38 protein-coding genes and 1 pseudogene are annotated in these 24,009 nt (G+C 59.1%); 3 read left to right on the top strand and 36 right to left on the bottom strand.

The window, feature by feature from the left end; all coding sequences use genetic code 11:
- Window positions 1–82: 82 nt before the first annotated feature.
- The 28 genes from rplQ to rplC form a co-directional block, all read right to left on the bottom strand.
- Complete coding sequence (gene rplQ, locus ASD58_RS26250; protein ID WP_055937666.1) at window positions 83–478, bottom strand: 50S ribosomal protein L17; 396 nt, start codon at window positions 476–478, stop codon at window positions 83–85.
- 185 nt (window positions 479–663) lie between these two features.
- Window positions 664–1,641 (bottom strand): DNA-directed RNA polymerase subunit alpha, encoded by a 978-nt coding sequence (locus ASD58_RS26255; protein ID WP_057264726.1) that lies wholly within the window; start codon window positions 1,639–1,641, stop codon window positions 664–666.
- 102 nt (window positions 1,642–1,743) lie between these two features.
- The gene (gene rpsD / locus ASD58_RS26260; RefSeq protein ID WP_057264728.1) at window positions 1,744–2,367 is read right to left on the bottom strand and encodes a 30S ribosomal protein S4; all 624 of its coding nucleotides are present in this window, start codon (window positions 2,365–2,367) and stop codon (window positions 1,744–1,746) included.
- Window positions 2,368–2,603: 236 nt separating this feature from the next.
- Entirely contained in the window at window positions 2,604–3,008 is a 405-nt protein-coding gene (rpsK, locus tag ASD58_RS26265) for a 30S ribosomal protein S11 (RefSeq protein WP_028101645.1), read from the bottom strand.
- Window positions 3,009–3,022: 14 nt separating this feature from the next.
- The gene (rpsM, locus tag ASD58_RS26270; protein WP_028101646.1) at window positions 3,023–3,388 is read right to left on the bottom strand and encodes a 30S ribosomal protein S13; all 366 of its coding nucleotides are present in this window, start codon (window positions 3,386–3,388) and stop codon (window positions 3,023–3,025) included.
- Between the two features lie 15 nt (window positions 3,389–3,403).
- Window positions 3,404–3,517, bottom strand: a complete 114-nt coding sequence (gene rpmJ, locus ASD58_RS30850; protein WP_082507582.1) for a 50S ribosomal protein L36 — start codon at window positions 3,515–3,517, stop codon at window positions 3,404–3,406.
- Between the two features lie 36 nt (window positions 3,518–3,553).
- Window positions 3,554–3,772, bottom strand: a complete 219-nt coding sequence (gene infA, locus ASD58_RS26275) for a translation initiation factor IF-1 (protein WP_005663428.1) — start codon at window positions 3,770–3,772, stop codon at window positions 3,554–3,556.
- Window positions 3,773–5,104, bottom strand: coding sequence for a preprotein translocase subunit SecY (secY, locus tag ASD58_RS26280; RefSeq protein ID WP_057264730.1), 1,332 nt, complete (start codon window positions 5,102–5,104; stop codon window positions 3,773–3,775).
- Between the two features lie 26 nt (window positions 5,105–5,130).
- On the bottom strand, window positions 5,131–5,562 hold the full coding sequence (gene rplO / locus ASD58_RS26285; protein ID WP_028101648.1) for a 50S ribosomal protein L15: 432 nt from the start codon (window positions 5,560–5,562) through the stop codon (window positions 5,131–5,133).
- A gap of 26 nt (window positions 5,563–5,588) precedes the next feature.
- On the bottom strand, window positions 5,589–5,765 hold the full coding sequence (gene rpmD, locus ASD58_RS26290) for a 50S ribosomal protein L30 (protein ID WP_035373423.1): 177 nt from the start codon (window positions 5,763–5,765) through the stop codon (window positions 5,589–5,591).
- A gap of 14 nt (window positions 5,766–5,779) precedes the next feature.
- Window positions 5,780–6,298 carry a 30S ribosomal protein S5 gene (gene rpsE / locus ASD58_RS26295; protein ID WP_057264732.1) on the bottom strand — a complete coding sequence of 173 codons (519 nt, stop codon included), beginning with the start codon at window positions 6,296–6,298 and terminating at the stop codon, window positions 5,780–5,782.
- Between the two features lie 10 nt (window positions 6,299–6,308).
- Complete coding sequence (gene rplR, locus ASD58_RS26300) at window positions 6,309–6,671, bottom strand: 50S ribosomal protein L18 (RefSeq protein WP_028101651.1); 363 nt, start codon at window positions 6,669–6,671, stop codon at window positions 6,309–6,311.
- Between the two features lie 13 nt (window positions 6,672–6,684).
- Window positions 6,685–7,218: a 50S ribosomal protein L6 gene (gene rplF / locus ASD58_RS26305; protein WP_057264734.1), complete on the bottom strand. Its 534-nt coding sequence runs from the start codon at window positions 7,216–7,218 to the stop codon at window positions 6,685–6,687.
- Between the two features lie 11 nt (window positions 7,219–7,229).
- The gene (rpsH, locus tag ASD58_RS26310) at window positions 7,230–7,625 is read right to left on the bottom strand and encodes a 30S ribosomal protein S8 (RefSeq protein ID WP_057264736.1); all 396 of its coding nucleotides are present in this window, start codon (window positions 7,623–7,625) and stop codon (window positions 7,230–7,232) included.
- A gap of 14 nt (window positions 7,626–7,639) precedes the next feature.
- Window positions 7,640–7,945: a 30S ribosomal protein S14 gene (gene rpsN, locus ASD58_RS26315; RefSeq protein ID WP_055937643.1), complete on the bottom strand. Its 306-nt coding sequence runs from the start codon at window positions 7,943–7,945 to the stop codon at window positions 7,640–7,642.
- Window positions 7,946–7,951: 6 nt separating this feature from the next.
- Entirely contained in the window at window positions 7,952–8,491 is a 540-nt protein-coding gene (rplE, locus tag ASD58_RS26320; RefSeq protein ID WP_055937640.1) for a 50S ribosomal protein L5, read from the bottom strand.
- Window positions 8,492–8,497: 6 nt separating this feature from the next.
- Window positions 8,498–8,812, bottom strand: a complete 315-nt coding sequence (gene rplX, locus ASD58_RS26325; protein ID WP_055937637.1) for a 50S ribosomal protein L24 — start codon at window positions 8,810–8,812, stop codon at window positions 8,498–8,500.
- 11 nt (window positions 8,813–8,823) lie between these two features.
- Window positions 8,824–9,192, bottom strand: a complete 369-nt coding sequence (rplN, locus tag ASD58_RS26330; RefSeq protein ID WP_028101657.1) for a 50S ribosomal protein L14 — start codon at window positions 9,190–9,192, stop codon at window positions 8,824–8,826.
- A gap of 255 nt (window positions 9,193–9,447) precedes the next feature.
- The gene (rpsQ, locus tag ASD58_RS26335) at window positions 9,448–9,714 is read right to left on the bottom strand and encodes a 30S ribosomal protein S17 (RefSeq protein WP_055937633.1); all 267 of its coding nucleotides are present in this window, start codon (window positions 9,712–9,714) and stop codon (window positions 9,448–9,450) included.
- Complete coding sequence (gene rpmC / locus ASD58_RS26340) at window positions 9,711–9,902, bottom strand: 50S ribosomal protein L29 (protein WP_028101659.1); 192 nt, start codon at window positions 9,900–9,902, stop codon at window positions 9,711–9,713. The genes rpsQ and rpmC overlap by 4 nt, the downstream gene beginning before the upstream one ends.
- A 12-nt stretch (window positions 9,903–9,914) precedes the next feature.
- The gene (gene rplP, locus ASD58_RS26345) at window positions 9,915–10,334 is read right to left on the bottom strand and encodes a 50S ribosomal protein L16 (protein WP_028101660.1); all 420 of its coding nucleotides are present in this window, start codon (window positions 10,332–10,334) and stop codon (window positions 9,915–9,917) included.
- A gap of 2 nt (window positions 10,335–10,336) precedes the next feature.
- Window positions 10,337–11,128: a 30S ribosomal protein S3 gene (rpsC, locus tag ASD58_RS26350; protein ID WP_057264738.1), complete on the bottom strand. Its 792-nt coding sequence runs from the start codon at window positions 11,126–11,128 to the stop codon at window positions 10,337–10,339.
- Between the two features lie 9 nt (window positions 11,129–11,137).
- Window positions 11,138–11,470, bottom strand: coding sequence for a 50S ribosomal protein L22 (gene rplV, locus ASD58_RS26355; RefSeq protein ID WP_200951719.1), 333 nt, complete (start codon window positions 11,468–11,470; stop codon window positions 11,138–11,140).
- The gene (gene rpsS, locus ASD58_RS26360) at window positions 11,467–11,742 is read right to left on the bottom strand and encodes a 30S ribosomal protein S19 (protein WP_055937623.1); all 276 of its coding nucleotides are present in this window, start codon (window positions 11,740–11,742) and stop codon (window positions 11,467–11,469) included. Before rpsS ends, rplV begins: the two co-directional genes overlap by 4 nt.
- A gap of 9 nt (window positions 11,743–11,751) precedes the next feature.
- Entirely contained in the window at window positions 11,752–12,579 is an 828-nt protein-coding gene (gene rplB / locus ASD58_RS26365) for a 50S ribosomal protein L2 (protein WP_057264743.1), read from the bottom strand.
- Window positions 12,579–12,896, bottom strand: coding sequence for a 50S ribosomal protein L23 (rplW, locus tag ASD58_RS26370; protein ID WP_057264745.1), 318 nt, complete (start codon window positions 12,894–12,896; stop codon window positions 12,579–12,581). Before rplW ends, rplB begins: the two co-directional genes overlap by 1 nt.
- Window positions 12,893–13,513, bottom strand: coding sequence for a 50S ribosomal protein L4 (gene rplD, locus ASD58_RS26375; protein ID WP_057264747.1), 621 nt, complete (start codon window positions 13,511–13,513; stop codon window positions 12,893–12,895). Before rplD ends, rplW begins: the two co-directional genes overlap by 4 nt.
- Before the next feature lie 3 nt (window positions 13,514–13,516).
- A complete protein-coding gene (gene rplC, locus ASD58_RS26380; RefSeq protein ID WP_057264749.1) occupies window positions 13,517–14,173 on the bottom strand; it encodes a 50S ribosomal protein L3 in 657 nt (218 codons plus the stop codon).
- Window positions 14,174–14,403: 230 nt separating this feature from the next.
- On the opposite strand from rplC, the gene ASD58_RS32000 reads away from it, so the two are divergent.
- The 3 genes from ASD58_RS32000 to ASD58_RS26395 all read left to right on the top strand — a co-directional run bounded on the left by ASD58_RS32000 (window position 14,404) and on the right by ASD58_RS26395 (window position 17,035).
- A complete protein-coding gene (locus ASD58_RS32000; protein WP_057264751.1) occupies window positions 14,404–15,138 on the top strand; it encodes a PEP-CTERM sorting domain-containing protein in 735 nt (244 codons plus the stop codon).
- A gap of 80 nt (window positions 15,139–15,218) precedes the next feature.
- A complete protein-coding gene (locus ASD58_RS26390) occupies window positions 15,219–16,583 on the top strand; it encodes a family 43 glycosylhydrolase (RefSeq protein WP_057264752.1) in 1,365 nt (454 codons plus the stop codon).
- Window positions 16,584–16,666: 83 nt separating this feature from the next.
- Window positions 16,667–17,035, top strand: a complete 369-nt coding sequence (locus tag ASD58_RS26395) for a DUF2784 domain-containing protein (RefSeq protein ID WP_057264754.1) — start codon at window positions 16,667–16,669, stop codon at window positions 17,033–17,035.
- Window positions 17,036–17,445: 410 nt separating this feature from the next.
- On the opposite strand, the gene creD is transcribed toward ASD58_RS26395, so the two are convergent.
- The 8 genes and pseudogenes from creD to tuf all read right to left on the bottom strand — a co-directional run.
- Window positions 17,446–18,810 carry a cell envelope integrity protein CreD gene (gene creD / locus ASD58_RS26400; protein ID WP_057264756.1) on the bottom strand — a complete coding sequence of 455 codons (1,365 nt, stop codon included), beginning with the start codon at window positions 18,808–18,810 and terminating at the stop codon, window positions 17,446–17,448.
- Window positions 18,811–18,907: 97 nt separating this feature from the next.
- Window positions 18,908–19,900, bottom strand: a complete 993-nt coding sequence (locus ASD58_RS26405) for a phosphodiester glycosidase family protein (protein ID WP_057264758.1) — start codon at window positions 19,898–19,900, stop codon at window positions 18,908–18,910.
- 44 nt (window positions 19,901–19,944) lie between these two features.
- Window positions 19,945–21,348 carry a two-component system sensor histidine kinase CreC gene (gene creC, locus ASD58_RS26410; RefSeq protein WP_057264761.1) on the bottom strand — a complete coding sequence of 468 codons (1,404 nt, stop codon included), beginning with the start codon at window positions 21,346–21,348 and terminating at the stop codon, window positions 19,945–19,947.
- A complete protein-coding gene (gene creB, locus ASD58_RS26415) occupies window positions 21,345–22,061 on the bottom strand; it encodes a two-component system response regulator CreB (protein WP_057264763.1) in 717 nt (238 codons plus the stop codon). Before creB ends, creC begins: the two co-directional genes overlap by 4 nt.
- A gap of 18 nt (window positions 22,062–22,079) precedes the next feature.
- Window positions 22,080–22,271 carry a hypothetical protein gene (locus tag ASD58_RS26420; RefSeq protein WP_057264765.1) on the bottom strand — a complete coding sequence of 64 codons (192 nt, stop codon included), beginning with the start codon at window positions 22,269–22,271 and terminating at the stop codon, window positions 22,080–22,082.
- Between the two features lie 71 nt (window positions 22,272–22,342).
- Window positions 22,343–22,660, bottom strand: a complete 318-nt coding sequence (gene rpsJ / locus ASD58_RS26425; RefSeq protein ID WP_028101676.1) for a 30S ribosomal protein S10 — start codon at window positions 22,658–22,660, stop codon at window positions 22,343–22,345.
- 117 nt (window positions 22,661–22,777) lie between these two features.
- On the bottom strand, window positions 22,778–22,858 hold the full coding sequence (locus ASD58_RS32975) for a hypothetical protein (RefSeq protein ID WP_373994481.1): 81 nt from the start codon (window positions 22,856–22,858) through the stop codon (window positions 22,778–22,780).
- Window positions 22,859–22,905: 47 nt separating this feature from the next.
- Window positions 22,906–23,993: pseudogene (gene tuf, locus ASD58_RS26430) on the bottom strand (elongation factor Tu); the annotation flags it as partial.
- Between the last annotated feature and the right edge of the window lie 16 nt (window positions 23,994–24,009).

The raw sequence follows: 24,009 nt of genomic DNA on the forward strand, positions 1-24,009 counted from the left end.
GCTTAACGCCGCTTTAAGCTACTACCGGTTGGAAATAAAAAAAGCCGGGCAATGCCCGGCCTTTCAATAAACCTGACTGAGATTACTCAGCGGTTGGTGCCTCGTCAGCGGAGGTGGTTTCTGGACGGTCCAGCAGCTCGATGAAAGCCATTGGAGCGTTGTCGCCATGACGGAAACCCATTTTCAGGATACGCAGGTAGCCGCCGTTGCGGTTTGCGTAGCGTGGGCCCAGTTCAGCGAACAGCTTCAGAACCATCTCGCGATCGCGCAGACGGGAGAAAGCCAGGCGCTTGTTGGCCAGGGTGTCGGTCTTGCCCAGGGTCAGGATTGGTTCCACGACGCGACGCAGTTCCTTTGCCTTTGGCAGGGTGGTCTTGATCGCTTCGTGACGCAGCAGCGAAACAGTCATGTTGCGCAGCATTGCCAGACGGTGGGACGAGGTACGGTTCAGTTTACGGAGGCCGTTACGGTGACGCATGGTACTTCCTTTCGATGTTGTTTAAATCCGAGATCTTCGATCGCCTTGGCAAGCCGTGGCGCGGTCCGGTAATCAAGTTAAATACGCCTGCGGCAAAACGCAGCGGGCGGTACTGCTAAACTGCTAATCGGTTGGTGACAGGGCAGAACATCGCTACGCGATGTCCAGCACTGTCACCGAATTTCTTACTTTTCCAGACCAGCCGGTGGCCAGTTCTCGAGTTTCATGCCCAAGGTCAGGCCGCGCGATGCCAGCACTTCCTTGATTTCGTTGAGCGACTTGCGGCCCAGGTTCGGGGTCTTCAGCAGCTCGTTTTCGGTACGCTGGATCAGGTCGCCGATGTAGTAGATGTTTTCTGCTTTCAGGCAGTTGGCCGAACGCACGGTCAGTTCCAGGTCGTCCACTGGACGCAGCAGGATCGGATCGACCATTGGAGCGCGCGATGGCGCTTCAGCGGTGGTTTCGGTGCCTTCCAGGGCAGCAAACACGTTCAGCTGGTCGACCAGCACGCGGGCCGATTGACGGATCGCTTCTTCCGGGGTGATCACGCCATTGGTTTCAATGTTAATGATCAGCTTATCCAGGTCGGTACGCTGTTCCACACGTGCCGATTCGACAGCGTAGGAAACACGGCGCACTGGCGAGAACGAGGCGTCCAGGATGATGCGGCCGATGGTCTTGTTGGTGTCTTCCGACAGGCGACGCACGTTGCCAGGAACGTAGCCGCGGCCTTTTTCGACCTTGATCTGCATGTCCAGCTTGCCGCCAGCGGTCAGGTTGGCGATCACGTGGTCTGGATTGATCAGCTCGACGTCGTGTGGCAGGTCGATGTCCGACGCCATCACTGGGCCTTCGCCTTCTTTCTTCAGGGTCAGGGTCACGGAGTCACGGTTGTGCACCTTGAACACGACGCCCTTCAGGTTCAGCAGCAGGTCCACCACGTCTTCTTGCACGCCGTCCAGCGAGGAGTACTCGTGAACGACACCGGCGATGGTGACTTCGGTCGGCGCAAAGCCGGTCATCGAAGACAGCAGCACGCGGCGCAGCGCGTTGCCCAGAGTGTGGCCGTAGCCGCGCTCGAATGGCTCCATCACGACTTTGGCGTGACCGTGGCCCAGGGCTTCAACATCGATAATACGTGGTTTCAACAAGCTATTTTGCATGTAAATGTCCTTTTCATTACCCTCGGCTCGTTACACCGATAAGGCTGATGGCATTAAATGGAAAAGGCGGGAGCCAGTCCCGCCTTGGTACAGCACCCGGGATTAACGGGAATACAGTTCGACGATCAGCGATTCGTTGACGTCAGCAGCGATTTCGTTGCGCTCTGGCAGGGACTTGAAAGTACCTTCCATTTTCTTGGAGTCAACCGACACCCAAGCTGGCATGCCAACTTGTTCAGCCAGCGACAGGGCTTCAACGATACGGGTCTGCTTCTTCGACTTTTCGCGCACAGCGATCACGTCGCCGGTCTTCACGTTGAACGAAGGGATGTTCACCACTTGGCCGTTCACGGTGAAGGCTTTGTGGGAAACCAGCTGACGCGCTTCAGCGCGGGTCGAGCCGAAGCCCATGCGGTAAGCAACGTTGTCCAGGCGCGATTCCAGCAGGGACAGCAGGGTTTCGCCGGTTGGGCCCTTGCGGCGCTCAGCTTCAGCGAAGTAGCGACGGAACTGGCGTTCCAGCACGCCGTACATACGCTTGACCTTCTGCTTTTCGCGCAGCTGGTTGCCGTAGTCGGAGGTGCGGGCGCCGGATTTCACGCCGTGCTGGCCTGGCTTGACGTCCAGTTTGCACTTGGAATCCAGGGAGCGGCGTGCGCTCTTCAGGAACAGGTCGGTGCCTTCACGGCGGGACAGTTTTGCTTTTGGTCCGATATAACGTGCCACAGTATTTTCCTTAATGATGTAAATGACGCCCCAGCCGCATCGGGATGCGGTTAGGCGCTAGCCTGGCTCACTTTCAGCACAGGCGGTGGCTCAACATTGCCAGTCCGGCCACAAAAAGCGGCGCGGAAAGGCAAAAATAGCCGGACAGTATAACCGTTTCCGGCTCACTGTTCCAGCGATTTTGATTCAGAAGACGGTGACCGGCTCACACCGAGCCGGCCAGGGTCAGACTGAGATTAGATGCGACGACGCTTAGGAGGACGGCAGCCGTTGTGCGGCACTGGGGTCACGTCCTGGATCTCGGTGATCTTGATGCCCAGGTTGTTCAGTGCGCGAACAGCGGATTCGCGGCCAGGACCAGGGCCCTTGATGCGAACTTCCAGGTTCTTCACGCCGCATTCCTGTGCAACTTTACCAGCGGCTTCAGCAGCAACCTGCGCTGCGAACGGAGTCGATTTACGCGAACCCTTGAAGCCAGCACCACCGGAGGTCGCCCACGACAGAGCGTTGCCCTGGCGGTCGGTGATGGTGATGATGGTGTTGTTGAAGGAAGCGTGAACGTGAGCGATACCTTCAGCGACGTTCTTTTTGACCTTCTTGCGAACGCGAGCGGCTGCTGCGGAGCTTTGTTGCTTAGCCATAGTAGTTCCCTAGATTATTTCTTCAGCGATTGAGCGGCTTTGCGCGGGCCCTTGCGGGTACGTGCATTGGTGCGGGTGCGCTGGCCGCGGACCGGCAGGCCCTTACGGTGACGCAGACCGCGGTAGCAGCCCAGGTCCATCAGACGCTTGATGTTCATCGACAGTTCGCGGCGCAGGTCGCCTTCCACGATGAATTTGCCGATTTCTTCACGCAGCTTTTCCAGCTCGCTGTCGTCCAGGTCCTTGACCTTCTTGTTGGTTGCAACGCCGGCTTGTGCGCAGATGAACTGCGAACGTGGACGGCCGATACCGTAGATCTCGGTCAGGCCGATAACGGTGTGCTTGTGATTTGGGATGTTAACCCCTGCAATACGTGCCATTCGTTATTCCCTCGATTAACCTTGACGCTGCTTGTGACGAGCTTCCACGCAGATTACGCGGACCACGCCCTTGCGCTTGATGATCTTGCAGTTGCGGCAGATGCGCTTAACTGAAGCGTTAACTTTCATGATTGCACTCTCTTATGTTCGAAATTGCTTAATTAATTACTTTGTCCGGAACACAATACGGGCCCGGCTCAGGTCGTAAGGCGTCAATTCAACCGTGACCTTGTCGCCAGGGAGAATGCGGATGTAGTTCATACGCATTTTACCCGAAATGTGGCCGAGTACCACGTGGCCGTTTTCCAGCTTTACTCGAAAAGTTGCATTGGGCAAGTTCTCCAGGATCTCGCCCTGCATCTGAATGACGTCGTCTTTTGCCATTTATCGTGTCGGAAGCCCGCCCTTGAAGTTAGCTTTGCGCAGCAGCGATTCATATTGCTGCGACATCACATAGTTTTGCACTTGGGCCATGAAGTCCATGGTCACAACCACAATAATCAACAGCGAAGTACCACCAAAATAGAACGACACTTTCCACTGGGCTTGCATGAATTCCGGCAGCAAGCACACGGCGGTGATGTACACGGCGCCCGCCAGGGTCAATCGCATCAGGATCTTGTCGATGTAACGGGCTGTCTGCTCACCGGGACGAATCCCTGGCACAAAGGCCCCGCTCTTCTTCAAGTTGTCCGCAGTTTCTTTGCTGTTGAACACCAGTGCGGTGTAGAAGAAGCAGAAGAAAATGATTGCCACGGCGTACAGCAGTGCATGGATCGGCTCACCAGGAGCCATCGACGCAGCCAGATCTTTCAGGAAGCGCACAACAGGGTTGCTGTTGTCCGCACCTTTCGAAAACCAGTCCACGATGGTAGCCGGGAACAAGATAATCGACGAAGCGAAGATCGGCGGAATCACGCCTGCCATATTGAGCTTGAGCGGCAGGTGGCTGGTCTGCCCACCGTAGATCTTGTTACCGACCTGACGTTTGGCATAGTTGACCAGGATCTTGCGCTGACCACGTTCCACGAACACCACGGCGTAGGTGACGGCTGCCACCAGGACCACGATGAGGATCCCCGAGAAGGCGTTGATCTGGTTGTTGCTGACCTGGGTGAACAAGCCACCCAGCGCATTCGGCAGACCAGCCGCGATACCGGCGAAGATGATGATCGAGATGCCGTTACCGAGACCGCGCTCGGTAATCTGCTCGCCCAACCACATCACGAACATGGTGCCGGTCAGCAGCGTCACTACGGTGACGAAACGGAAGCCCATGCCAGGGTCAATTACCACACCCTGGGTTTCCATGAAGGCTGCCATGCCGAACGCCTGGAACAGCGCCAAACCGACAGTTGCATAACGGGTGTATTGGGTAATCTTGCGACGGCCCGATTCACCTTCCTTTTTCAGCGCCTCCATGGTCGGCGACACGATCGACACCAGTTGCATGATGATCGAGGCCGAGATGTATGGAGTAATGCCCAAGGCAAAGATGGTGAAGCGCGACAGCGCGCCGCCCGAGAACATGTTGAACATGCCCAGGATGCCGTTCTGCTGCGATTCGAACAAATGTGCCAGCTTTAGCGGGTCAATACCAGGAACGGGGATATGAGCCCCGATCCGGTACACCACCAGAGCGCCCAGCAAAAACCACAGCCGGTTCCAAGGGAAGCCGGCGGCGGCGGATTTAGCAAGCTGTTGGTTCGTTGCCAATTTTCGCTCCGATTAAGCTAACTGACTCAGGCTACCGAGCCGCCAGCTGCTTCGATGGCTGCTTTCGCGCCAGCGGTCACCTTCAGGCCTTTTACGGTCACTGCTTTGGTGATTTCGCCGGAAGCGATCACACGGACGTCACGTGCCAGAACATTCAGCACGCCGGCCTGTTTCAGCACCAGGATGTCGACTTCACCGACAGCCAGGGCGTTCAGGTCGGACAGACGCACTTCAGCCTTGAAAGTGGCATTCAGGGATTTGAAGCCACGCTTAGGCAGACGACGCTGCAGAGGCATTTGACCGCCTTCGAAGCCGACTTTGTGGAAGCCGCCCGAACGCGATTTCTGACCTTTGTGGCCGCGGCCTGCGGTTTTACCGAGGCCGGAGCCGATACCGCGGCCAACGCGGCGCTTAGCGTGCTTCGCGCCTTCTGCTGGTTGAATGGTATTCAGTTGCATTGTTTTCTCCAGTTCCTAAGGGTCGCTTAGGAAACGACTTTAACGAGGTAGGCGACCTTGTTGATCATGCCGCGCACAGCAGGAGTGTCCTGCAGTTCGCTGACAGAGTTCACACGACGCAGGCCCAGGCCACGCACGGTTGCGCGGTGGTCTTGACGGGTGCCGATCAGGCCCTTCACCAGTTTGACTTTGATAGTGCTCATTGAAGTGCTCCCTATTAACCCAGGATCTCTTCAACCGACTTGCCGCGCTTGGCGGCGATGTCAGCTGGAGTGCTCATTTTGGCCAGGCCGTCCAGGGTGGCGCGCACCAGGTTGTATGGGTTGTTCGAACCGGTGGATTTCGCCACCACGTCGGTCACGCCCATCACCTCGAAGATAGCGCGCATTGCGCCACCTGCGATCACGCCAGTACCTGGCTTGGCTGGCGACATCATCACTTTCGACGCGCCGTGGCGGCCGGTGACGGTGTGCTGCAGGGTGCCGTTCTTCAGAGGAACCTTGATCAGGTTGCGGCGGGCTTCTTCCATTGCCTTCTGCACACCGACCGGAACTTCCTTCGACTTGCCCTTGCCCATGCCGATGCGGCCATCGCCGTCACCAACCACGGTCAGCGCTGCGAAGCCCATGATGCGACCACCCTTGACCACTTTGGTCACGCGGTTGATCGCGATCATTTTTTCGCGCATGCCATCATCCGGCTTATCGGATGCCATTTTTGCTTGCATTTTTGCCATGATCGTACCCTTAGAACTTCAGGCCAGCTTCACGCGCGGCTTCAGCCAGCGCCTTGATGCGGCCGTGGTAACGGAAACCGGAGCGGTCGAAGGCGACTTCGGTGATGCCCGCTTTCAGTGCTTTTTCTGCGACACGCTTGCCAACCAGTGCGGCAGCGGCGGCGTTGCCACCCTTGCCAGACTTGCCAGCCAGCTCGGCGCGCACTTCCGCTTCCACGGTCGAGGCCGAAACCAGAACTTTGGCGTCCGGGCTGATCAGGTTCGCGTAAATGTGCAGGTTGGTGCGGTGCACCGACAGGCGGTTCACTTTCAGTTGCGCGATCTTGATGCGAGTTTGACGTCCGCGGCGCAGACGAGATTCTTTTTTGTCCATCGTCAGCCCCTAATTACTTCTTCTTGGTTTCTTTGAGCTTAACCACTTCGTCCACATAGCGGACACCCTTGCCTTTGTATGGCTCAGGGGAGCGGTAAGCACGCACTTCGGCGGCAACCTGGCCAACCTTTTGGCGATCAACGCCAGAGATGATGATCTCGGTTGGGGTCGGGGTTGCGCACTTCACGCCGGTTGGCATGTCGTGAACGACCGGGTGCGAGAAGCCCAGGGACAGGTTCAGCTTGTCGCCTTGAGCCTGGGCTTTGTAGCCCACGCCGACCAGGGACAGCTTCTTCTCGAAGCCCTTGGTTACGCCCACCACCATGTTGTTGACCAGGGCACGCAGGGTGCCGGACATGGCGTTCGATTCACGGCTGTCGTTCACCACGTCGAAAGACAGGGTGCCAGCGTTGTTTTCAACTTTTACCAGGCCGTTCAGGCTCTGGGTCAGGGTACCCAGCGGGCCCTTGACGGTGATCGCTTGTGCGGAGATGGCAACTTCGGCGCCAGCAGGCACAACGATCGGCATTTTAGCTACACGAGACATTGTGTTACTCCTTAAGCCACGAAGCAGATGACTTCGCCACCAACACCGGTAGCGCGCGCCTTGCGATCGGTCATGACGCCTTGCGGGGTCGACACGATTGCCACGCCCAGGCCGTTCATCACGGTTGGGATCTCATCTTTGCCTTTGTAGATACGCAGGCCTGGACGCGATACACGTTCCAGACGTTCGATCACAGGACGGCCTACATAATATTTCAAACCGATTTTCAGTTCCGACTTGCCCTCGTTGGTGGACACGACGAAATCTTCAATGTAACCCTCGTCTTTCAGGACGTTGGCAATCGCAACTTTAACCTTCGACGATGGCATGGCCACGGAGGTCTTTTGCACGGTCTGTGCGTTGCGAATACGGGTCAGCATATCGGCGATAGGATCGCTCATACTCATTGCTTATTCTCCTATTACCAGCTGGCTTTGGTCATACCCGGGATTTCGCCACGCATGGCGAATTCGCGGAGCTTGATACGACCCAGGCCGAATTTACGGAAGGTGCCACGTGGGCGACCGGTGACCTGGCAGCGGTTACGCTGACGGGTTGGAGCCGAGTTACGCGGCAGTGCCTGCAGTTTCAGGCGCGCTTCGTAACGCTCTTCTTCCGACTTGGTCTGGTCATCAATGATGGCCTTCAGAGCGGCGCGCTTGGCAGCAAACTTGGCTACCAGGTCAGCACGCTTCTGTTCACGGTTAATCAGTGCGAGTTTTGCCATGATCGTTTAGTTCCTGAACGGGAATTTAAAGGCGGCGAGCAGCGCTTTGGCTTCGTCGTCGGTCTTCGCGGTGGTGGTGATCGAAATGTTCATACCACGCAGTGCGTCGATCTTGTCGTACTCGATTTCCGGGAAGATGATCTGTTCTTTCACGCCGATGTTGTAGTTACCACGACCATCGAAGGATTTGCCAGACACACCACGGAAGTCACGCACGCGCGGCAGGGCCACGGTGATCAGACGGTCCAGGAATTCGTACATGCGGGCGCCGCGCAGGGTCACCATGGTACCGATCGGGTAGCCTTCGCGGATCTTGAAACCTGCGATTGCCTTACGGGCCTTGGTGATGACTGGCTTCTGGCCGGCGATCTTGGTCAGGTCGCCAACAGCGTGCTCGATGATTTTCTTGTCAGCCACGGCTTCCGAGAGACCCATGTTCAGGGTGATCTTGGTCAGGCGCGGCACTTCCATCACGGAGGAGTAACCGAATTTACCGGTCAGCTCAGCGACGATCTTGTCTTTGTACAGTTGTTGCAGACGGGCCATTTCTGATTACCCTTTCACTACTTCGCCGGAGGACTTGAAGACGCGGACTTTTTTACCGTCCACTTCCTTGAAGCCTACGCGATCTGCCTTACCGGTCGCAGCGTTGAACAGAGCAACGTTGGACACGTGAATAGGCATGGTCTTATCGACGATGCCACCTTGAACACCAGTCATCGGGTTTGGCTTAACGGCTTTTTTAGCCACGTTAACGCCATCCACCACGACGTGCTCAGCGTCTACACGCTGGGTCACTACGCCGCGCTTGCCCTTGTCCTTACCAGTCAGGACGATGACTTCGTCGTTTTTGCGAATCTTATCCATTGTCTGACTCCTTACAGGACTTCCGGTGCCAGGGACACGATCTTCATGAACTTCTCAGTGCGCAGTTCACGCGTCACTGGGCCAAAGATACGGGTACCGATCGGTTCCAGCTTGTTGTTCAGCAGGACAGCGGCATTGCCGTCGAACTTCACCAGCGAACCGTCCTGGCGACGCACACCCTTAGCGGTGCGCACTACCACGGCGTTATAAATTTCACCTTTTTTGACACGGCCGCGAGGCTGAGCCACCTTAACGGTGACTTTGATCACGTCGCCGATGCCAGCGTAACGGCGCTTGGAACCGCCCAACACCTTGATGCACATGACTTCCTTGGCACCGGTGTTGTCGGCTACTTCGAGCCGGCTTTCAGTTTGAATCATAGTTATCTCTTTCCCAACTTAAGCCGAAGAATCCACACAATGCGGATATCGGTCAGTCTTGGTCCCGCCAGCAAACACAACGTCTGCTGATTGGGTGCTTGATCTTCATACAAGTACTGACCGCTATCGCGTCTGCGGAGAGAAACTTTGCGGCGGATACATGGACGAAGCCCGCAAGTATCACATAAAACCTGCGGGCCTGCAAGAACTAATTAAATTGTGGCCGGGAACTCACGCTCCCGGCTTGCAACTTACTTAGACGATTTGTGCAGCTTGCACTACACGGGTCACCGTCCACGCCTTCGTTTTGGAGATCGGACGACCTTCCACGATCTCTACCGTGTCACCGGCTTTGACCTGGTTGGTCTCGTCGTGCGCGTGGTACTTGGCGCTACGCACGATGATCTTGCCATACAGAGGGTGCTTGACGTGACGTTCGATCAGAACGGTAACGGTCTTGTCCATCTTGTCGGACACGACTTTACCGATCAGAGTACGCTTCAGCTTAACTTGTTCGGTCATTTCGCTTCCTTCGAGTTCATTACCGTTTTCACGCGGGCGATGTCGCGGCGGACCTTCTTCAGCTGCGAGCTGTTGCCCAGCTGCTGGGTAGCAGCTTGCATACGCAGACCGAACTGGGCCTTCAGCAGGTCGTTCAGTTCTTTCTGCAGTGCAGCCTGGTCTTTGCCACGGAGTTCAGATGCTTTCATATTTCACTCCAATTATTGGCCAACCTGGCGCACCACGAAGGTGGTAGCCAGAGGCAGTTTAGCAGCAGCCAGACGGAACGCTTCGCGTGCCAGTTCTTCGCCAACGCCATCCATTTCGTACAGGACTTTGCCTGGACGGATTTCGGCAACGTAGTACTCCGGATTACCTTTACCGTTACCCATACGGACTTCGGCAGGCTTGTTGGAGATCGGCTTGTCTGGGAAAACACGGATCCAGATACGGCCACCACGCTTGATGTGACGGGTCATTGCACGACGAGCGGACTCGATCTGGCGTGCAGTGATACGGCCACGAGCCACGGCCTTCAGGCCGAACTCACCGAACGACACGTTAGTGCCGGTGGAGTGCGAAATGCCGGTGTTGCGGCCTTTCTGCTCTTTACGATATTTCCTGCGGCTTGGTTGCAGCATGCTTATTCTCCTGCTTTGTCAGCTGCAGCCGGCTTGGCAGCGCGGCGGGCGGCTGGGGCTTTGGCGCCTGGAGCTGGACGGCGGCCAGCTGGCTTACCGTCGTCGCGGCGCGGGCCACGTGGCTTCTTCTCTTCGGCCGGGGTGTCGATGACTGGTGCTTCGCCGGTGGCGGAGCGGTCACCCTTGTACACCCACACCTTGACACCGATGATGCCGTAGGTGGTGGAAGCTTCGGAGGTACCGTAGTCGATGTCCGCCTTCAGGGTATGCAGAGGCACACGGCCTTCACGATACCATTCGGTACGGGCGATCTCGATGCCGTTCAGACGACCCGAGGACATGATCTTGATGCCCTGGGCGCCCAGGCGCATTGCGTTCTGCATGGCGCGCTTCATGGCGCGGCGGAACATAATACGCTTTTCCAGCTGCTGGGAGATCGAGTCAGCGATCAGCTGAGCGTCGATTTCCGGCTTACGGATTTCTTCGATGTTCACGTGCACTGGCACGCCCATGATCTTGGTCAGGGCGGACTTCAGCACTTCGATGTCCTCGCCCTTCTTGCCGATCACGACGCCAGGACGCGAGCTGTACACGGTGAAGCGTGCGTTCTTGGCAGGACGCTCGATCACGATGCGGCCGACGGAAGCGTTTTTCAGCTTCTTCTTCAGGAAAGCACGTGCCTTCAGGTCTTCGTTCAGCATCGAAGCGAAGTTACCGTTGGTTGCGTACCAGCGAGATGCCCAGTTACGGGTGACCGCCAGACGGAAACCGGTTGGATGAATTTTCTGACCCATCGCAGCTCCTTAGTTACCGACAGTCACGTAAATGTGACAGGATTGTTTCGAGATACGGTCGCCACGACCTTTAGCGCGTGCAGTGAAGCGCTTCAGGACTGGACCCTTTTCGACGTAGATCGTTTTCACGATCAGTTCGTCGATGTCGGCACCGTCGTTGTGCTCGGCGTTCGCAATAGCGGACTCCAGCACTTTCTTGACGATGAACGCGCCTTTCTTTGGGCTGAACTGCAGAATGTTGAGCGCAGCGTCAACCTTCTTGCCGCGGATCAGGTCAGCGATCAGGCGACCTTTTTGATCCGACAGGCGCACGCCTTTGAGGATAGCTTTGGTTTCCATTATTTCTTAGCCTTTTTGTCAGCAGCGTGGCCCTTGAAGGTACGGGTCAGCGCGAATTCGCCGAGCTTGTGACCAACCATGTTTTCGGACACGTACACAGGCACGTGGACCTTGCCGTTGTGCACGGCAATGGTCAGACCGATGAAGTCAGGCATGATCGTCGAGCGACGGGACCAGGTTTTGATTGGCTTTTTGTCTTTGGTCGCTTGCGCGGTCTCGACTTTTTTCACCAGGTGGGCGTCGCAGAACGGCCCTTTTTTCAATGAACGAGTCATGGTTTATCCTTATTTCTTGCCGCGGCGAGAGACGATCATCGAAGAAGTACGCTTGTTGGAGCGAGTCTTCTTACCCTTGGTCTGCTGGCCCCATGGGGACACTGGATGACGACCAGCTGCGGTACGGCCTTCACCACCACCGTGCGGGTGGTCGATCGGGTTCATCACCACACCGCGGACGGTTGGGCGAACACCGCGCCAGCGCATGGCACCGGCTTTACCGATCTTGCGCAGGCTGTGCTCAGCATTGCCGACTTCGCCGATGGTGGCGCGGCACTCGATGTGCACGCGGCGCACTTCGCCGGAGCGCAGGCGAACCTGGGCGTAGGTACCTTCACGGGCCATCAGGACCACAACAGCACCAGCGGTACGGGCCATCTGGGCACCTTTACCTGGCAGCATTTCCACGCAGTGGATGTTGGTGCCGACTGGGATGTTACGGATTGGCAGGCAATTGCCGGCCTTGATCGGCGCTTCCGAACCGTTCAGCAGGGTGTCGCCAACAGCAACGCCTTTCGGGGCGATGATGTACTTGCGCTCGCCGTCGGCGTAGCACAGCAGGGCGATGTGTGCGGTACGGTTTGGATCGTATTCGATACGTTCCACTTTCGCAGGGATGCCATCCTTGTTGCGCTTGAAGTCCACAATACGGTAGTGCTGCTTGTGGCCACCGCCGATGTGGCGGGTGGTGATGTGACCGTTGTTGTTACGGCCAGCAGTCTTCGACTTCTTTTCCAGCAGGGCGGCGAACGGACGACCTTTGAACAGGTCGCTGTTCACAACCTTCACCATGCCGCGACGGCCTGGGGAGGTTGGCTTCATCTTAACGAGTGCCATTATTTAGCCTCCTCGGTGAAATTGATTTCCTGGCCTGGCTTCAGGCACACGAAAGCACGCTTGGTGTGGTTGCGGCGACCGATGAAACGGCCGGAACGCTTGACCTTACCTTCGCGGTTCACGGTCTGCACCGATTCCACTTCAACCTTGAACAGCAGTTCAACGGCGGCCTTGATTTCTGGCTTGGTCGCATCCTTGGACACCAGGAACACGATCTGTTCGTTCTTTTCCGCAACCATGGTGGCTTTTTCGGAAATGACCGGAGCCAGCAGCACCTTCATCAGGCGCTCTTCGCTGTGTTTGATAACTGCGCTCATGCCAGCATCTCCTCAATCTGTGCCAGGGCTGCCTTGGTGACCAGGACCTTCTTGTAGAAGACCAGGGACATTGGGTCAGCGTGACGTGGCTCGACAACCAGCACGTTCGGCAGGTTGCGGGAAGCCAGTTCCAGGTTTTCCTGGATGGTGTCGGTAACGATCAGGACCGAGTCCAGACCCATGCCGGTCAGCTTTTGCGACAGCAGCTTGGTCTTAGGGGCATCGATCGCCAGTTCTTCGATCACGACCAGACGCTCTTCACGGGCCAGCTGAGACAGGATCGAGCAGATACCTGCGCGATACATCTTCTTGTTGACCTTGTGGGTGAAGTTCTCGTCAGGGGAGTTCGGGAAGATGCGACCACCACCACGCCACAGCGGGGAGGAGGACATACCAGCACGAGCGCGGCCGGTGCCTTTTTGGCGCCATGGCTTCTTGGTCGTGTGGTGGACTTCTTCACGGTCTTTTTGCTTGCGGTTACCGCTACGTGCGTTAGCAGCGTAAGCAACGACGACTTGGTGGATCAGTGCTTCGTTGTAGTCACGGCCGAAGACGGTGTCAGCGGCGGCTACGTTGGAGGCGACTTGACCTTGCGCGTTCAAGAGCTTCAGTTCCATCGATTAAGCTCCCTTCTTTGCTTTAACTTTAACAGCTGGCGATACAACAACCTGGCCGTTTTTCGCGCCTGGCACTGCACCCTTCACCAGCAGCAGCTGGCGATCAGCGTCGATACGTGCGATTTCCAGATTCTGGGTGGTGACGGTGACGTCGCCCATGTGACCGGTCATGCGCTTACCTGGGAACACACGGCCTGGATCCTGCGCCATACCGATCGAGCCTGGTACGTTGTGCGAACGGGAGTTACCGTGGGTTTGACGACCCGATGCGAAGTTGTGACGCTTGATGGTACCGGCGTAGCCTTTACCAATCGACACACCTTGCACGTCGATCTTCTGACCGACTTCGAACAGGGAAGCGGCGATAACTTCACCGGCTTTCAGTTCGTTTGCTTTAGCTGCGTCAACGCGGAATTCCTTCAGGAAGGAACCAGCTTCGACACCTGCTTTAGCGTAGTGACCGGCAGCAGCTTTAGTCACGCGGGATGCGCGACGCTGACCGAAGACAACCTGAACAGCGGAATAACCATCCACTTCAGGAGTTTTGATTTGCGCAACACGGTTGTTCGATACGTCCAACACGGTGACTGGGATCGAATCCCCGTCATCGGTGAAGATGCGCATCATACCAACCTTGCGACCGAGGAGGCCAAGGCTCATTTTTTCTCCATTCCCACCTACGATTGGGCGGGGCTTTGTTTAACTACAAAAAAAGATACAGGCCATAAAAAAGACGAACCCATACCGAAGCCGGCTAGTGTACCGGCATTTGCCCCTTGACGCAACAGCTTTGTACGAGGTATGTCATCTGTTTATAGCCTCCCGGCAAGCGAGCGCCGCCGCGAATTGACTCACAGTTAAGATTGCCCACTTCGCGCAAGGAGGTAAGCATGGTTAAACTGGCAATTCCTGCTGTCCTGGCCGCCCTGCTGGCCATTTCCCCTGCCCGCGCCGGCACCGTCGGCGCCACCCTGATGCTGGACCAGTTGCAGGTCCAGACCAGCGGCAATGTCGCGTTCCAGCCCGGCTCCTGGGAAATGGAGTCGCGCCTTATCAATGTCAATAACGACCATGACGTTTCCGACTATGACCGCCACAGCGACAGCTGGGTACCGCTCGCCACCGCGTCCAGCCACGGCGCTTCGCTGACCCGCGGCAGCTGGGACGCCCTGGGCGGCGGCGGCAGCCTGGGCGTCGCGATGGCCGATAGCGACGCGCCCTGGCGCTGGGGCAATACCGACCTGTGGACCAACACCCTGGTCTACCTGGCACCGGGCGCCAGCATCACGGTCAGCGGCCAGCTTGCCCTGGAATTTGAGAACAGCAGCATCGGCCAGGCCTTCAGCACCGGCATGGTCGGCGTCTGCCTCGACCTGACGCCAGGCGAGTGCCGCAACGATTACCGGCGCACCACCCAGCTGGCCGACGATCCCGATGGCTATTCCGACAAGTTTTCCTTGAGCTGGACCAACAGCACCGACAGCAACCAGCAACTACTGTGGAGCACCAAGCTGTCGGTCAGCGCCATCGCCCCCTTGCCAGTGCCGGAGCCGGCTGGCTGGGGCATGCTGGCCGCCGGTCTTGGCTTGCTGGGAGCATGCCGGAAACGGTATCGCAACGCCTGAAAAACTCATTGGTGCCAGGTGGCAAGAACTCCTAATGTGGTGATGGGCTAGTGCGCCCTATAAACATATAAGGAGACCCAATGAAAAAACTGCTGGCAGTACTCTGCCTGTGCCTGCACGCCCTGGCGGCGCAGGCCATCAACCTCGCCGGGCTGCAGAATGCCCACGACCCGGGCACCATCACCAAGGACGGCGACACTTATTTCAACTTCACCACCGGCACCGGGATCTGGTATTCCACCTCGACCGACCTGAGCACCTGGCAGGGCGGCCCGGGGCCGGTGTTCAGCAGCAACCCTAGCTGGATCGCCAACAAGATCCCCAACTTCAGCGGCTCGTTCTGGGCGCCGGACGTGATCCACATGAACGGGTATTACTACATTTACTACTCGGTCTCGACCTTCGGCACTTCCAGTTCGGCGATCGGGGTCGCGCGCTCGGCCTCGCTGAAGAATCCGGCCTGGACCGACCTTGGCATCGTGGTCGAATCGTTTGGCGGCAGCAGCGAGATCAATGCCATCGACCCGGCCCTGTACCGCGACCATGATGGCAAGGTGTACATGAGTTACGGTTCCTTCTTCGGCGGCATTGGCGTGGCCGAGATCAACCAGTCGACCGGCAAGCTGGCCGGCAACGTCACCAAGATCTGGGGCGGCAACGGGCAGGACATCGAAGCGCCCTACATCACGCGCGACGGCGGCTACTATTACCTGTTCGTCAACCGCGGCGCCTGCTGCAAGGGCGTCAACAGCACTTACTACGTCGAAGTGCAGCGCGCCACCAGCATCACCGGGCCCTATTCCGGGACCCGCACCGTGCTGCCCAATGTCGACGGCAAGTACAAAGGCCCCGGCCACATCGGCGTGTTGAAGCAGGATGGCTGCAACTTCACCACGGTCCACTACTACGACCTGAACGACAGCGGCAACGCCAAGCTCGACATCCTGCGCATGACGTACAGCGGCGGCTGGCCATCGCTGACGCGCAACTTCAGCAATTTCGCCGGCTGCGGCGGCATGAGCGACGGCCCTTACGTCATCAAGTCACGCCTGAGCGGCAAGGCGCTGGCGGTAGCCAACGCCTCCACCAGCAACGGCGCCATGGTGCAGCAGCAGACCTACAGCGGCGGCAAGCACCAGCAATGGTATGTGGTGGGTCACGGCGATGGCCAATACAGCATCCTCAACGCCGGCAGCTTGCTCAGCCTCGACAACTGGGAAAACTCCACCACCGCCGGCACCAATATCGCGCAATGGTCGTACTGGGCCGGCAACGGCCAGCACTGGAGCTTCGCCAGCCCGTCGAGCGGCTGGTACACGGTGAAAAACCTGCTGAGCGGCTACGTGATGGACGTGCAAAACAAGAGCACCGCCGAGAACGCGCAAATCATCCAATGGTCGCTGACCAACGGCAGCAACCAGCAATGGAGCTTCACCCGCCCGTAATACAGCCGAGCCCGTGTCACACCATGGGGTCACACCCCAAGTGTGACACGGGCTCGTCCGGAGCGCGGGGGTAGAATGCTGCCATGCTCTTTCGCCTCGCTGGCGATGCGGTCCTGCTGCTGCATCTTGCCTTCATCCTGTTCGCGCTGTGCGGCGCCGTGTTGGCGCTGCGCTGGCCGCGCGTGGTGCGCTTGCATTTGCCGGCCGCGTTATGGGCGGCCGGCATCGAGTTGACGGGCGCGATCTGCCCGCTCACCTACCTGGAGAACGACTTACGCATGCGCGCAGGCCAACAGGGCTATGCGGACGGATTCATCGAGCATTACCTGCTCCCCGTGCTCTACCCGGCCGGACTGACGCCTGCCGTGCAATACGTATTGGCGAGCGTCGTGCTTGGCGTGAACCTCTTGCTGTATGGGTGGCTGTGGTTGCGCCGCAGCGCTCGCCGCTAAACCGCAAGAGGCAATCGCCACCTGCTCCGGCAAACGCACATACCCGCGGAAGGTATCCGGCCGGCCACGTCCCAAGCGCGCCCGCAGGATTTGCATCAGGTCACGGTAGGCAGCACTGCCGGGCGCCGGCGCACAAGGCAACGCCAGCCGGTAAGCCGGGGCGGTGCCATGCCCGGTCACGGCCACCTCGCGGTAGGCGCTGATCACCACTGCCGCCAGCTCCGTACCCGGGCGCACATCAAGTTGCCAGGCCACCGTCTCGTAGCTGGCAAGCACCAACACCACCCGTGCGCCGCGCTGGTCCAGCACCACCCGCACCGGCCCGGCGGGCTGGCCGGCCGTGTAGCCGGACAACACCACCAGTTGCGCGTCCTCGGCGATCGAAGGCATCAGCAGGCCGCCCGGCAGCATCACGTTTGCTCCACCGGCATAGGTGCCGGGTTATTGAGGTTGTACCAGTCCACTTTACGGGTGGCGACCATGATCGTGGCCAGTACGGCAAACAGCAGGATCGCGCCCAGCATCAGTGCATTGTTCTCCGAATTGAGCAGGCCGAACAAAATGCCGTACAAAGCACACAGGGCACCACCGAAACCAAGGCCACGCTTCCAGTCGTGCAGCACGTGCGCCAGGTAGTAGCCAATCAGGACGATACAAGCGGCGCTGGCGGCAATGTAGGACGCGACGAAGTCGTAGTGCTCGGACAAGCTGACCAGCAGCAGGAAGAACAGCGCCAGGGCCAGTCCCACCAGCAGGTACTGCACCGGGTGGATCGGCAGGCGCTTCATCACCTCGAACAGGAAGAAGGCGGCAAACGTCAGCGCCACGAACAGCAAGCCATATTTGGTGGCGCGATCGGCCATTGAGTACACATTCACAGGCTCAATGAACGCGGCCTGGATGGTGTCGAGCGCAGGCAAGGCATTCTCCCCCTGCCCGGCCGATTGTTCGCGCAGGCGCAACTGCGCCTGCGCCTCGCTGGCCAGGGAGGAGATGCGCCACACAGCCTGGAAGCCCTTAGCGTCCAGGCTATATTGCTCCGGCAGGAAGCGGCCGCTGAATTGCGGGTGCGGCCACGGCGAGGACATGACAAAGCGGTTATTGCGCGCCAGCGGTACGAAGCCCTGGCTGTTCATGCCCGCCAGGTTCAGGTTGAAGCTGAACTTGACCGGGCCCGGTGCGGCTTCCTCCATCGACAACGTGGCGTGCAAGCCCTGGCGCGAAGAGCGCAGGCCGGAGCCCTGCTCGAATTCGACGCTGCGCGTACCCCACACGAGGCGCGGGATATCGCGCACGCCGCGCACGTCGGCCACTGCCAGCGCGATGAATGGGCGTTCCGGCGTGATCTGCGAACCGTTCTCGGTGTGCGGCAATTCAGTCGCCGCAGGCACGATGAAGTCGCCATTGATCTTGTGCGCGCCATTGAACATCAGCACCTGGTGGATGCCCCGATGGCGTCGTTCAGTGCCAAGGTTGGACAGCACCTCAAGCTCGTTCGGGAACACGAGGTGCTGCGATTGCTTGCGGTAGCGCTTCATTTCCGGCTTGCCGTCCTTGTCCTTCTCTTCGACGCTGTACACCTCGCTGTATGGCATGACCAGCACCGGTCCGTAGATATGCTGCTCACCCACGGAGTCGGCCGCGATACTGCTGGCCGCTTCCTCGCGGTAGGCGATGCGCTCGCTGATGGTGGACTGGATCATGGCCAGCGGTACGCCGAGCAGCAGCATCAGCATGCCGACGATAAGGGCTTTGAACAGAAGTTTCTTTTGCATAGTGGTGCTTCCTTTTGTTATGGTTGCGCCAGTGTAGAAAGCTGGTGTGCAGGGACGATGCGTTCTGTGTGAAGCGACGGTTTTTTTTCGCTCCGGGTCAACGGGAGCGCTCGACCGTCAGCACGAGCGGCATCGCCCAGCTTGCCTGCGCAAATGGCCAACGCAACAAGCTCACCTCCAAGCCCTTCGGCGCCCCCTCGCGTACCTGCGCCTCCCATTGCGCATAGAACTTGCGCTGGAATCCTTTCAGCCGCACGCTCTGGCAGGCGATCGGCCCGCCGTCCAGGTTGAGCGCCATCGCAAGGTCCAGCGGCGCGTCCTTGAGAAAGCTCGCCAGCCGGTCAAGCGAGAAGAATGCTTCCTTGGTGGTGCCAACCAGGATGCGTCCCGACCGGTCCTGCGCCACGAAAGTGCGATTGGCCAGCCAGCGGCTTTTCAGGTTGACGTGCGTTTCCCCGTCCTCGCCCAGCAGGAGTGGATAGGAGACCATCGCATTGCGCGCGCCCGCGAAAGCACTTTGCCAATCTGCGTGCCTGAGGTCGTGCACCGCCGCCCTACCGTCTTCGCGTGCAACAAAGGCGCCGGCGCGTGCCTTGTACTGGCGAGAACCAAGCTGCGTCCCTTCGCTGACGAATGGCGTGTCAGGCTCGCCTTTCAGGCCAAAATAGCTGCCGTTCACAATCAGTACCGCGGCAGGCAATGCCTGCTCCCATTCATCGAGGCCCTTGTCGCCTGCCGGCGCGCTGCGCGCCACGAAGCGAAAGCGTTTCGGGTCAATCCGGTTGAGCAGGATGCGGTCTACCTCGCCGCCAGCCGACATCACTGGCATTTCAGCCACCTCGTAGCCGGGCTCAAATTCGCGCCAGTAGAACTGGCCCGCCGAGACTTCAGGCACGATGTCTTTGAGCGCTTCCCGCATGGGCAACGGCAGCCCGGCATCGTCGGTGCCCATCTTGATCCAGTAGGTTCCACCGCGCCGCTTCAGGACATTGAAACCGTAGGCGCCATTGCGCTGCCAGACCCCGACGCTGGCAGCGAGGAGCGCCAACACCAGCAGCGCCAAGGGAAGAAGAATAGATTTTCGTTTCAAGAGTGCTCCATCACTTGCGCAAATTGCGCCAGTGTAGGGAGCGTTTATGCGCTGGCGATGCGTTCGGCGTGAAGCGGCAGCAGCAAGGCGGCGCGGCAACCGCCGCCCTCCCCGTTGACTACCTGTGCACTGCCGCCATGCAGGGCGGCGACTTCGCGCACGAAAGGCAAGCCAAGGCCGGTGCTCTTGGCGCCGTCGGGGCGCGGCAATGAGTAGAAGCGCTCGAACAGGCGCGCTTCGGCGTAAGCGGGGATGCCGGGGCCGGCGTCGCACACCTTGATTTCGACATGGCCGTCGCTACGCTGCGCGGCCATCGTCACCGTGCTGCCTGGCGGCGCGAAACCGATGGCGTTGTCCAGCAGGTTACCCAGCGCCTGGCGCAGCAGCAAGGCATCGCCGCGCAGTTGCAATGCAGAGTCGGCGTCGAGCACCAAGTGCAACTGGCGTGCGTTGAGGCGGGCCTGGAAATCGCCGGCCACGTCTTGCAGCAATCCCGCCACGTCAAGTGGAGCGGCATCGTCGATGCGCTGCTGCTTCTCTACACGCACCAGTGCCAGCAGCTTGTCGATCAAGTCGCGCTGGCGGGCGTTCTGGGCCTGGATGGTGGACAGGAACTGGCGCCGCTGTTCGGGCGGCATGTCTTCTTCCAGCAGTTCGGCCGTGGCCTGGATGGCAGCGATCGGGCTTTTCAGTTCATGCGTCAGCGTATGCATCAAGGTCTCGACGTAATCCTTGCCTTCCAGCTTGGCGCGCATGGCTTCCAGCGCGTGGCCGAGGGTGCTGATCTCGCTGCTGCCCAGCTTGGGCATGACGGCTTTGCGGCCGGCCTGCACGTCTTCCACGAAGACCATCAGCTTGTTGACGGTGCTGGCCATGCGCCAGGTGATGGCAACACCGATCAGCAGCGACAGGCCAAGCAGCACAATGCCCCATTTGAGGATCTTGCGCTGGCTGCGCTCGATGAAGCCTTGCACGCTGGAGATGGGCTTGGTGACCGTCAGCACGCCGATGATGCGCTCACCATCGCGTACCGGTGCGGCGACGTACATTCCCAGGCTGCCGTAGTCGCGCGGCACCTCGCTTGTCATGCGAGCGCCGTATTTGCCGCGCAGCGTGAGGTAGACGTCGTTCCAGCGCGAGTAGTCCTGGCCGACGGCTTTGCCGGCGGAGTCGAACAGCACGATGCCTTTCTCGTCCGTGATGGTGATGCGGTAGTCGGAGTTGCGGCTGGCGGCGGCAATCCTGGCCAGCAGCGTGGGGTCGGTAGCGCCCTGCTTCACGTCCTCGGCCACCAGCTGTGCCAGCAACTGGGCGGTATCGTTCATTGCCGCTTCCAGCGTGGAGCGGGCACCCGGTTTGACTTCCTGCACGAAGACGTTGAGCAGGAACCAGGCTGCCAGGCCTACGATCAGGAAGTAGCCAAGCAGGATGCGCAGGCCGATCTTCATGCGCCGGGCTGCAGGCTGTAACCCATGCCGCGATGGGTCTGGATCGGGTCGGCGTTGTCGTCGATGGCGCGCAACTTGGCGCGCAGGGATTTCACGTGGGCATCCACTGTACGGTCCAGCGTTTCGGGTGCGTCGCACCAGACGCGGTCCATCAGTTGGGCGCGCGACAGCACGTGGCCAGGGTGTTCGACCAGGGTTTTCAGCAACAGGTACTCGTAGCGGGTCAGGTCGAGCGGCTGGCCGGCGAACAGGATGCGCGCTTCGGCGGCGCGCAGCTCGAAGCCGGGTGTGCGCGAGACGGCTGGCGCGGGCGGCGCCGCCGGTGGCGTGAGCTGCGCGGCACCGTTGCCGGCGCGGCGCAGGATCACGCGCACGCGCGCCACCAGTTCGCGCGGCGAGAACGGCTTGGTGACGTAATCGTCGGCGCCGATTTCCAGGCCGACGATACGGTCGATTTCATCGCTGCGCGCGGTGAGGAAAATCACCGGCACTTCCGAGAACTGGCGCAGGCGGCGGCACACATCAAGGCCGCTGATATCGGGCAGGCCGACATCGAGGATCACCAGCGCCGGCGCCAGTTCGCGTGCAGCGAGCAGCGCCTGCTCGCCCAGCATCACATGGTGCGGGGCGAAGCCTTCCTTGCCGAGGGCGAAGGCAATACTGTCTGCAATGGCTTGTTCGTCTTCGACGATCAGGATGGTCTTGTCGCTCATGCGCGGCAGTATAGCGCGTCAGTTCTTGTCGGCTTCTTCTTTCTGCTTTTGCTGGGCCTCTTCCATCGCCTTCATTGCATCCTGCGCCTTGTCGCGCTGGGCGCCCATGGCCTTGATGTCTTGTGCCGCCTGGTCGGCAGGATTTTTCTTGCCGCATGCGGCCAGCAGGGACAATGCCGCGACCGCGGCGAATACTGCAAAGCGTTTCATGTGATGCTCCCGAAAAGAAGAAAAGCCCGCTCAGGAGCGGGCTTTCCAGGTGTCTTGCGACGAAACCGGTCTTACTGCAGTTTGATTTCGACGTCCACGCCAGCTGGCAGGTCCAGCTTCATCAGGGCGTCAACAGTCTTGTCGGTTGGGTCCACGATGTCCATCAGGCGCTGGTGGGTGCGGATTTCGAACTGGTCGCGGGAGGTCTTGTTCACGTGCGGGGAACGCAGCACGTCGTAACGCTGGATACGGGTTGGCAGAGGAACTGGGCCTTTTACCACGGCGCCGGTGCGCTTGGCGGTGTCAACGATTTCCAGTGCGGACTGGTCGATCAGCTTGTAGTCGAAAGCCTTCAGGCGGATACGGATCTTTTGGTTTGGAGCGGACATGCTTATTCCTTAAAAGAACGAACCGGCAACATTTTGTTTCCGGCAATGTAAGTAAATACTACGACGGGCCGACATGATAGCACATGCCGGCCCGTTTTCGATCAGGCTAAAAAACGATTAGCCCAGGATCTTGGCTACAACGCCCGCGCCGACGGTACGGCCGCCTTCACGGATTGCGAAACGCAGGCCTTCTTCCATAGCGATCGGGGAGATCAGCTTGACGGTGATGGAGACGTTATCGCCTNGCGCCGACGGTACGGCCGCCTTCACGGATTGCGAAACGCAGGCCTTCTTCCATAGCGATCGGGGAGATCAGCTTGACGGTGATGGAGACGTTATCGCCTGGCATAACCATTTCTTTGTCCGCTGGCAGCTCGATGGAGCCGGTCACGTCGGTGGTACGGAAGTAGAACTGTGGACGGTAGTTGTTGAAGAACGGGGTGTGACGGCCGCCTTCATCTTTCGACAGAACGTAGATCTCGCCGGTGAAGTGATCGTGCGGCTTGATCGAGCCTGGCTTMGCCAGAACCTGRCCACGCTGAACGTCTTCACGCTTGGTGCCGCGCAGCAGCAGGCCAACGTTGTCGCCGGCTTGACCCTGGTCCAGCAGCTTGCGGAACATTTCCACGCCGGTGCAGGTGGTTTTCACGGTGTCGATGATACCGACGATTTCGATTTCTTCGCCGACCTTGATCACGCCACGCTCAACACGACCGGTCACAACGGTACCACGGCCGGAGATCGAGAACACGTCTTCCACAGGCATCAGGAAGGCGCCGTCAACTGCGCGCTCTGGGGTTGGGATGTAGGTGTCCAGGGCTTCAGCCAGGCGGATGATGCACTCTTCGCCCATTTCGCCAGCWGCRCCTTCCAGTGCCATACGTGCCGAACCTTTGATGATTGGCAGGTCGTCGCCTGGGAAYTCGTACTTGGACAGCAGCTCGCGCACTTCCATTTCGACCAGTTCCAGCAGTTCTGCGTCGTCGACCAGGTCGCACTTGTTCAGGAACACGATGATGTATGGAACGCCAACCTGGCGSGCCAGCAGGATGTGCTCGCGGGTCTGTGGCATTGGGCCGTCAGCTGCGGAGCAAACCAGGATCGCGCCGTCCATCTGCGCAGCACCGGTAATCATGTTCTTGATGTAGTCGGCGTGGCCTGGGCAGTCAACGTGAGCGTAGTGACGGTTTGCAGTCTCGTACTCAACGTGGGCGGTGTTGATGGTAATGCCGCGTGCTTTTTCTTCTGGAGCAGCGTCGATCTGGTCGTAAGCTTTRGCTTCGCCGCCGAAYTTCTTCGACAGGACGGTAGCGATAGCTGGATACGCCTTCAGTACCGTCGGCGTGCAT

Source organism: Duganella sp. Root1480D1 (genome assembly GCF_001427305.1).
GTDB lineage: Bacteria > Pseudomonadota > Gammaproteobacteria > Burkholderiales > Burkholderiaceae_D > Rugamonas.

Coding starts and splice junctions, on each gene's coding strand:
- rplQ (WP_055937666.1), bottom strand. CDS start 478: ATGCGTCACCGTAACGGCCTCCGTAAACTGAACCGTACCTCGTCCCAC.
- ASD58_RS26255 (WP_057264726.1), bottom strand. CDS start 1,641: ATGCAAAATAGCTTGTTGAAACCACGTATTATCGATGTTGAAGCCCTG.
- rpsK (WP_028101645.1), bottom strand. CDS start 3,008: ATGGCTAAGCAACAAAGCTCCGCAGCAGCCGCTCGCGTTCGCAAGAAG.
- rpsM (WP_028101646.1), bottom strand. CDS start 3,388: ATGGCACGTATTGCAGGGGTTAACATCCCAAATCACAAGCACACCGTT.
- rpmJ (WP_082507582.1), bottom strand. CDS start 3,517: ATGAAAGTTAACGCTTCAGTTAAGCGCATCTGCCGCAACTGCAAGATC.
- infA (WP_005663428.1), bottom strand. CDS start 3,772: ATGGCAAAAGACGACGTCATTCAGATGCAGGGCGAGATCCTGGAGAAC.
- rplO (WP_028101648.1), bottom strand. CDS start 5,562: ATGCAACTGAATACCATTCAACCAGCAGAAGGCGCGAAGCACGCTAAG.
- rpmD (WP_035373423.1), bottom strand. CDS start 5,765: ATGAGCACTATCAAAGTCAAACTGGTGAAGGGCCTGATCGGCACCCGT.
- rpsE (WP_057264732.1), bottom strand. CDS start 6,298: ATGGCAAAAATGCAAGCAAAAATGGCATCCGATAAGCCGGATGATGGC.
- rplR (WP_028101651.1), bottom strand. CDS start 6,671: ATGGACAAAAAAGAATCTCGTCTGCGCCGCGGACGTCAAACTCGCATC.
- rplF (WP_057264734.1), bottom strand. CDS start 7,218: ATGTCTCGTGTAGCTAAAATGCCGATCGTTGTGCCTGCTGGCGCCGAA.
- rpsH (WP_057264736.1), bottom strand. CDS start 7,625: ATGAGTATGAGCGATCCTATCGCCGATATGCTGACCCGTATTCGCAAC.
- rpsN (WP_055937643.1), bottom strand. CDS start 7,945: ATGGCAAAACTCGCACTGATTAACCGTGAACAGAAGCGTGCTGACCTG.
- rplE (WP_055937640.1), bottom strand. CDS start 8,491: ATGGCCCGTCTGCAACAACTGTACAAAGACAAGATCGTCGCTGAGCTG.
- rplX (WP_055937637.1), bottom strand. CDS start 8,812: ATGGATAAGATTCGCAAAAACGACGAAGTCATCGTCCTGACTGGTAAG.
- rplN (WP_028101657.1), bottom strand. CDS start 9,192: ATGATTCAAACTGAAAGCCGGCTCGAAGTAGCCGACAACACCGGTGCC.
- rpsQ (WP_055937633.1), bottom strand. CDS start 9,714: ATGACCGAACAAGTTAAGCTGAAGCGTACTCTGATCGGTAAAGTCGTG.
- rpmC (WP_028101659.1), bottom strand. CDS start 9,902: ATGAAAGCATCTGAACTCCGTGGCAAAGACCAGGCTGCACTGCAGAAA.
- rplP (WP_028101660.1), bottom strand. CDS start 10,334: ATGCTGCAACCAAGCCGCAGGAAATATCGTAAAGAGCAGAAAGGCCGC.
- rpsC (WP_057264738.1), bottom strand. CDS start 11,128: ATGGGTCAGAAAATTCATCCAACCGGTTTCCGTCTGGCGGTCACCCGT.
- rpsS (WP_055937623.1), bottom strand. CDS start 11,742: ATGACTCGTTCATTGAAAAAAGGGCCGTTCTGCGACGCCCACCTGGTG.
- rplB (WP_057264743.1), bottom strand. CDS start 12,579: ATGGCACTCGTTAAGATGAAGCCAACCTCCCCAGGCCGTCGCGGCATG.
- rplW (WP_057264745.1), bottom strand. CDS start 12,896: ATGAGCGCAGTTATCAAACACAGCGAAGAGCGCCTGATGAAGGTGCTG.
- rplD (WP_057264747.1), bottom strand. CDS start 13,513: ATGGAACTGAAGCTCTTGAACGCGCAAGGTCAAGTCGCCTCCAACGTA.
- rplC (WP_057264749.1), bottom strand. CDS start 14,173: ATGAGCCTTGGCCTCCTCGGTCGCAAGGTTGGTATGATGCGCATCTTC.
- ASD58_RS32000 (WP_057264751.1), top strand. CDS start 14,404: ATGGTTAAACTGGCAATTCCTGCTGTCCTGGCCGCCCTGCTGGCCATT.
- ASD58_RS26390 (WP_057264752.1), top strand. CDS start 15,219: ATGAAAAAACTGCTGGCAGTACTCTGCCTGTGCCTGCACGCCCTGGCG.
- ASD58_RS26395 (WP_057264754.1), top strand. CDS start 16,667: ATGCTCTTTCGCCTCGCTGGCGATGCGGTCCTGCTGCTGCATCTTGCC.
- creD (WP_057264756.1), bottom strand. CDS start 18,810: ATGCAAAAGAAACTTCTGTTCAAAGCCCTTATCGTCGGCATGCTGATG.
- creC (WP_057264761.1), bottom strand. CDS start 21,348: ATGAAGATCGGCCTGCGCATCCTGCTTGGCTACTTCCTGATCGTAGGC.
- creB (WP_057264763.1), bottom strand. CDS start 22,061: ATGAGCGACAAGACCATCCTGATCGTCGAAGACGAACAAGCCATTGCA.
- ASD58_RS26420 (WP_057264765.1), bottom strand. CDS start 22,271: ATGAAACGCTTTGCAGTATTCGCCGCGGTCGCGGCATTGTCCCTGCTG.
- rpsJ (WP_028101676.1), bottom strand. CDS start 22,660: ATGTCCGCTCCAAACCAAAAGATCCGTATCCGCCTGAAGGCTTTCGAC.
- ASD58_RS32975 (WP_373994481.1), bottom strand. CDS start 22,858: ATGGAAGAAGGCCTGCGTTTCGCAATCCGTGAAGGCGGCCGTACCGTC.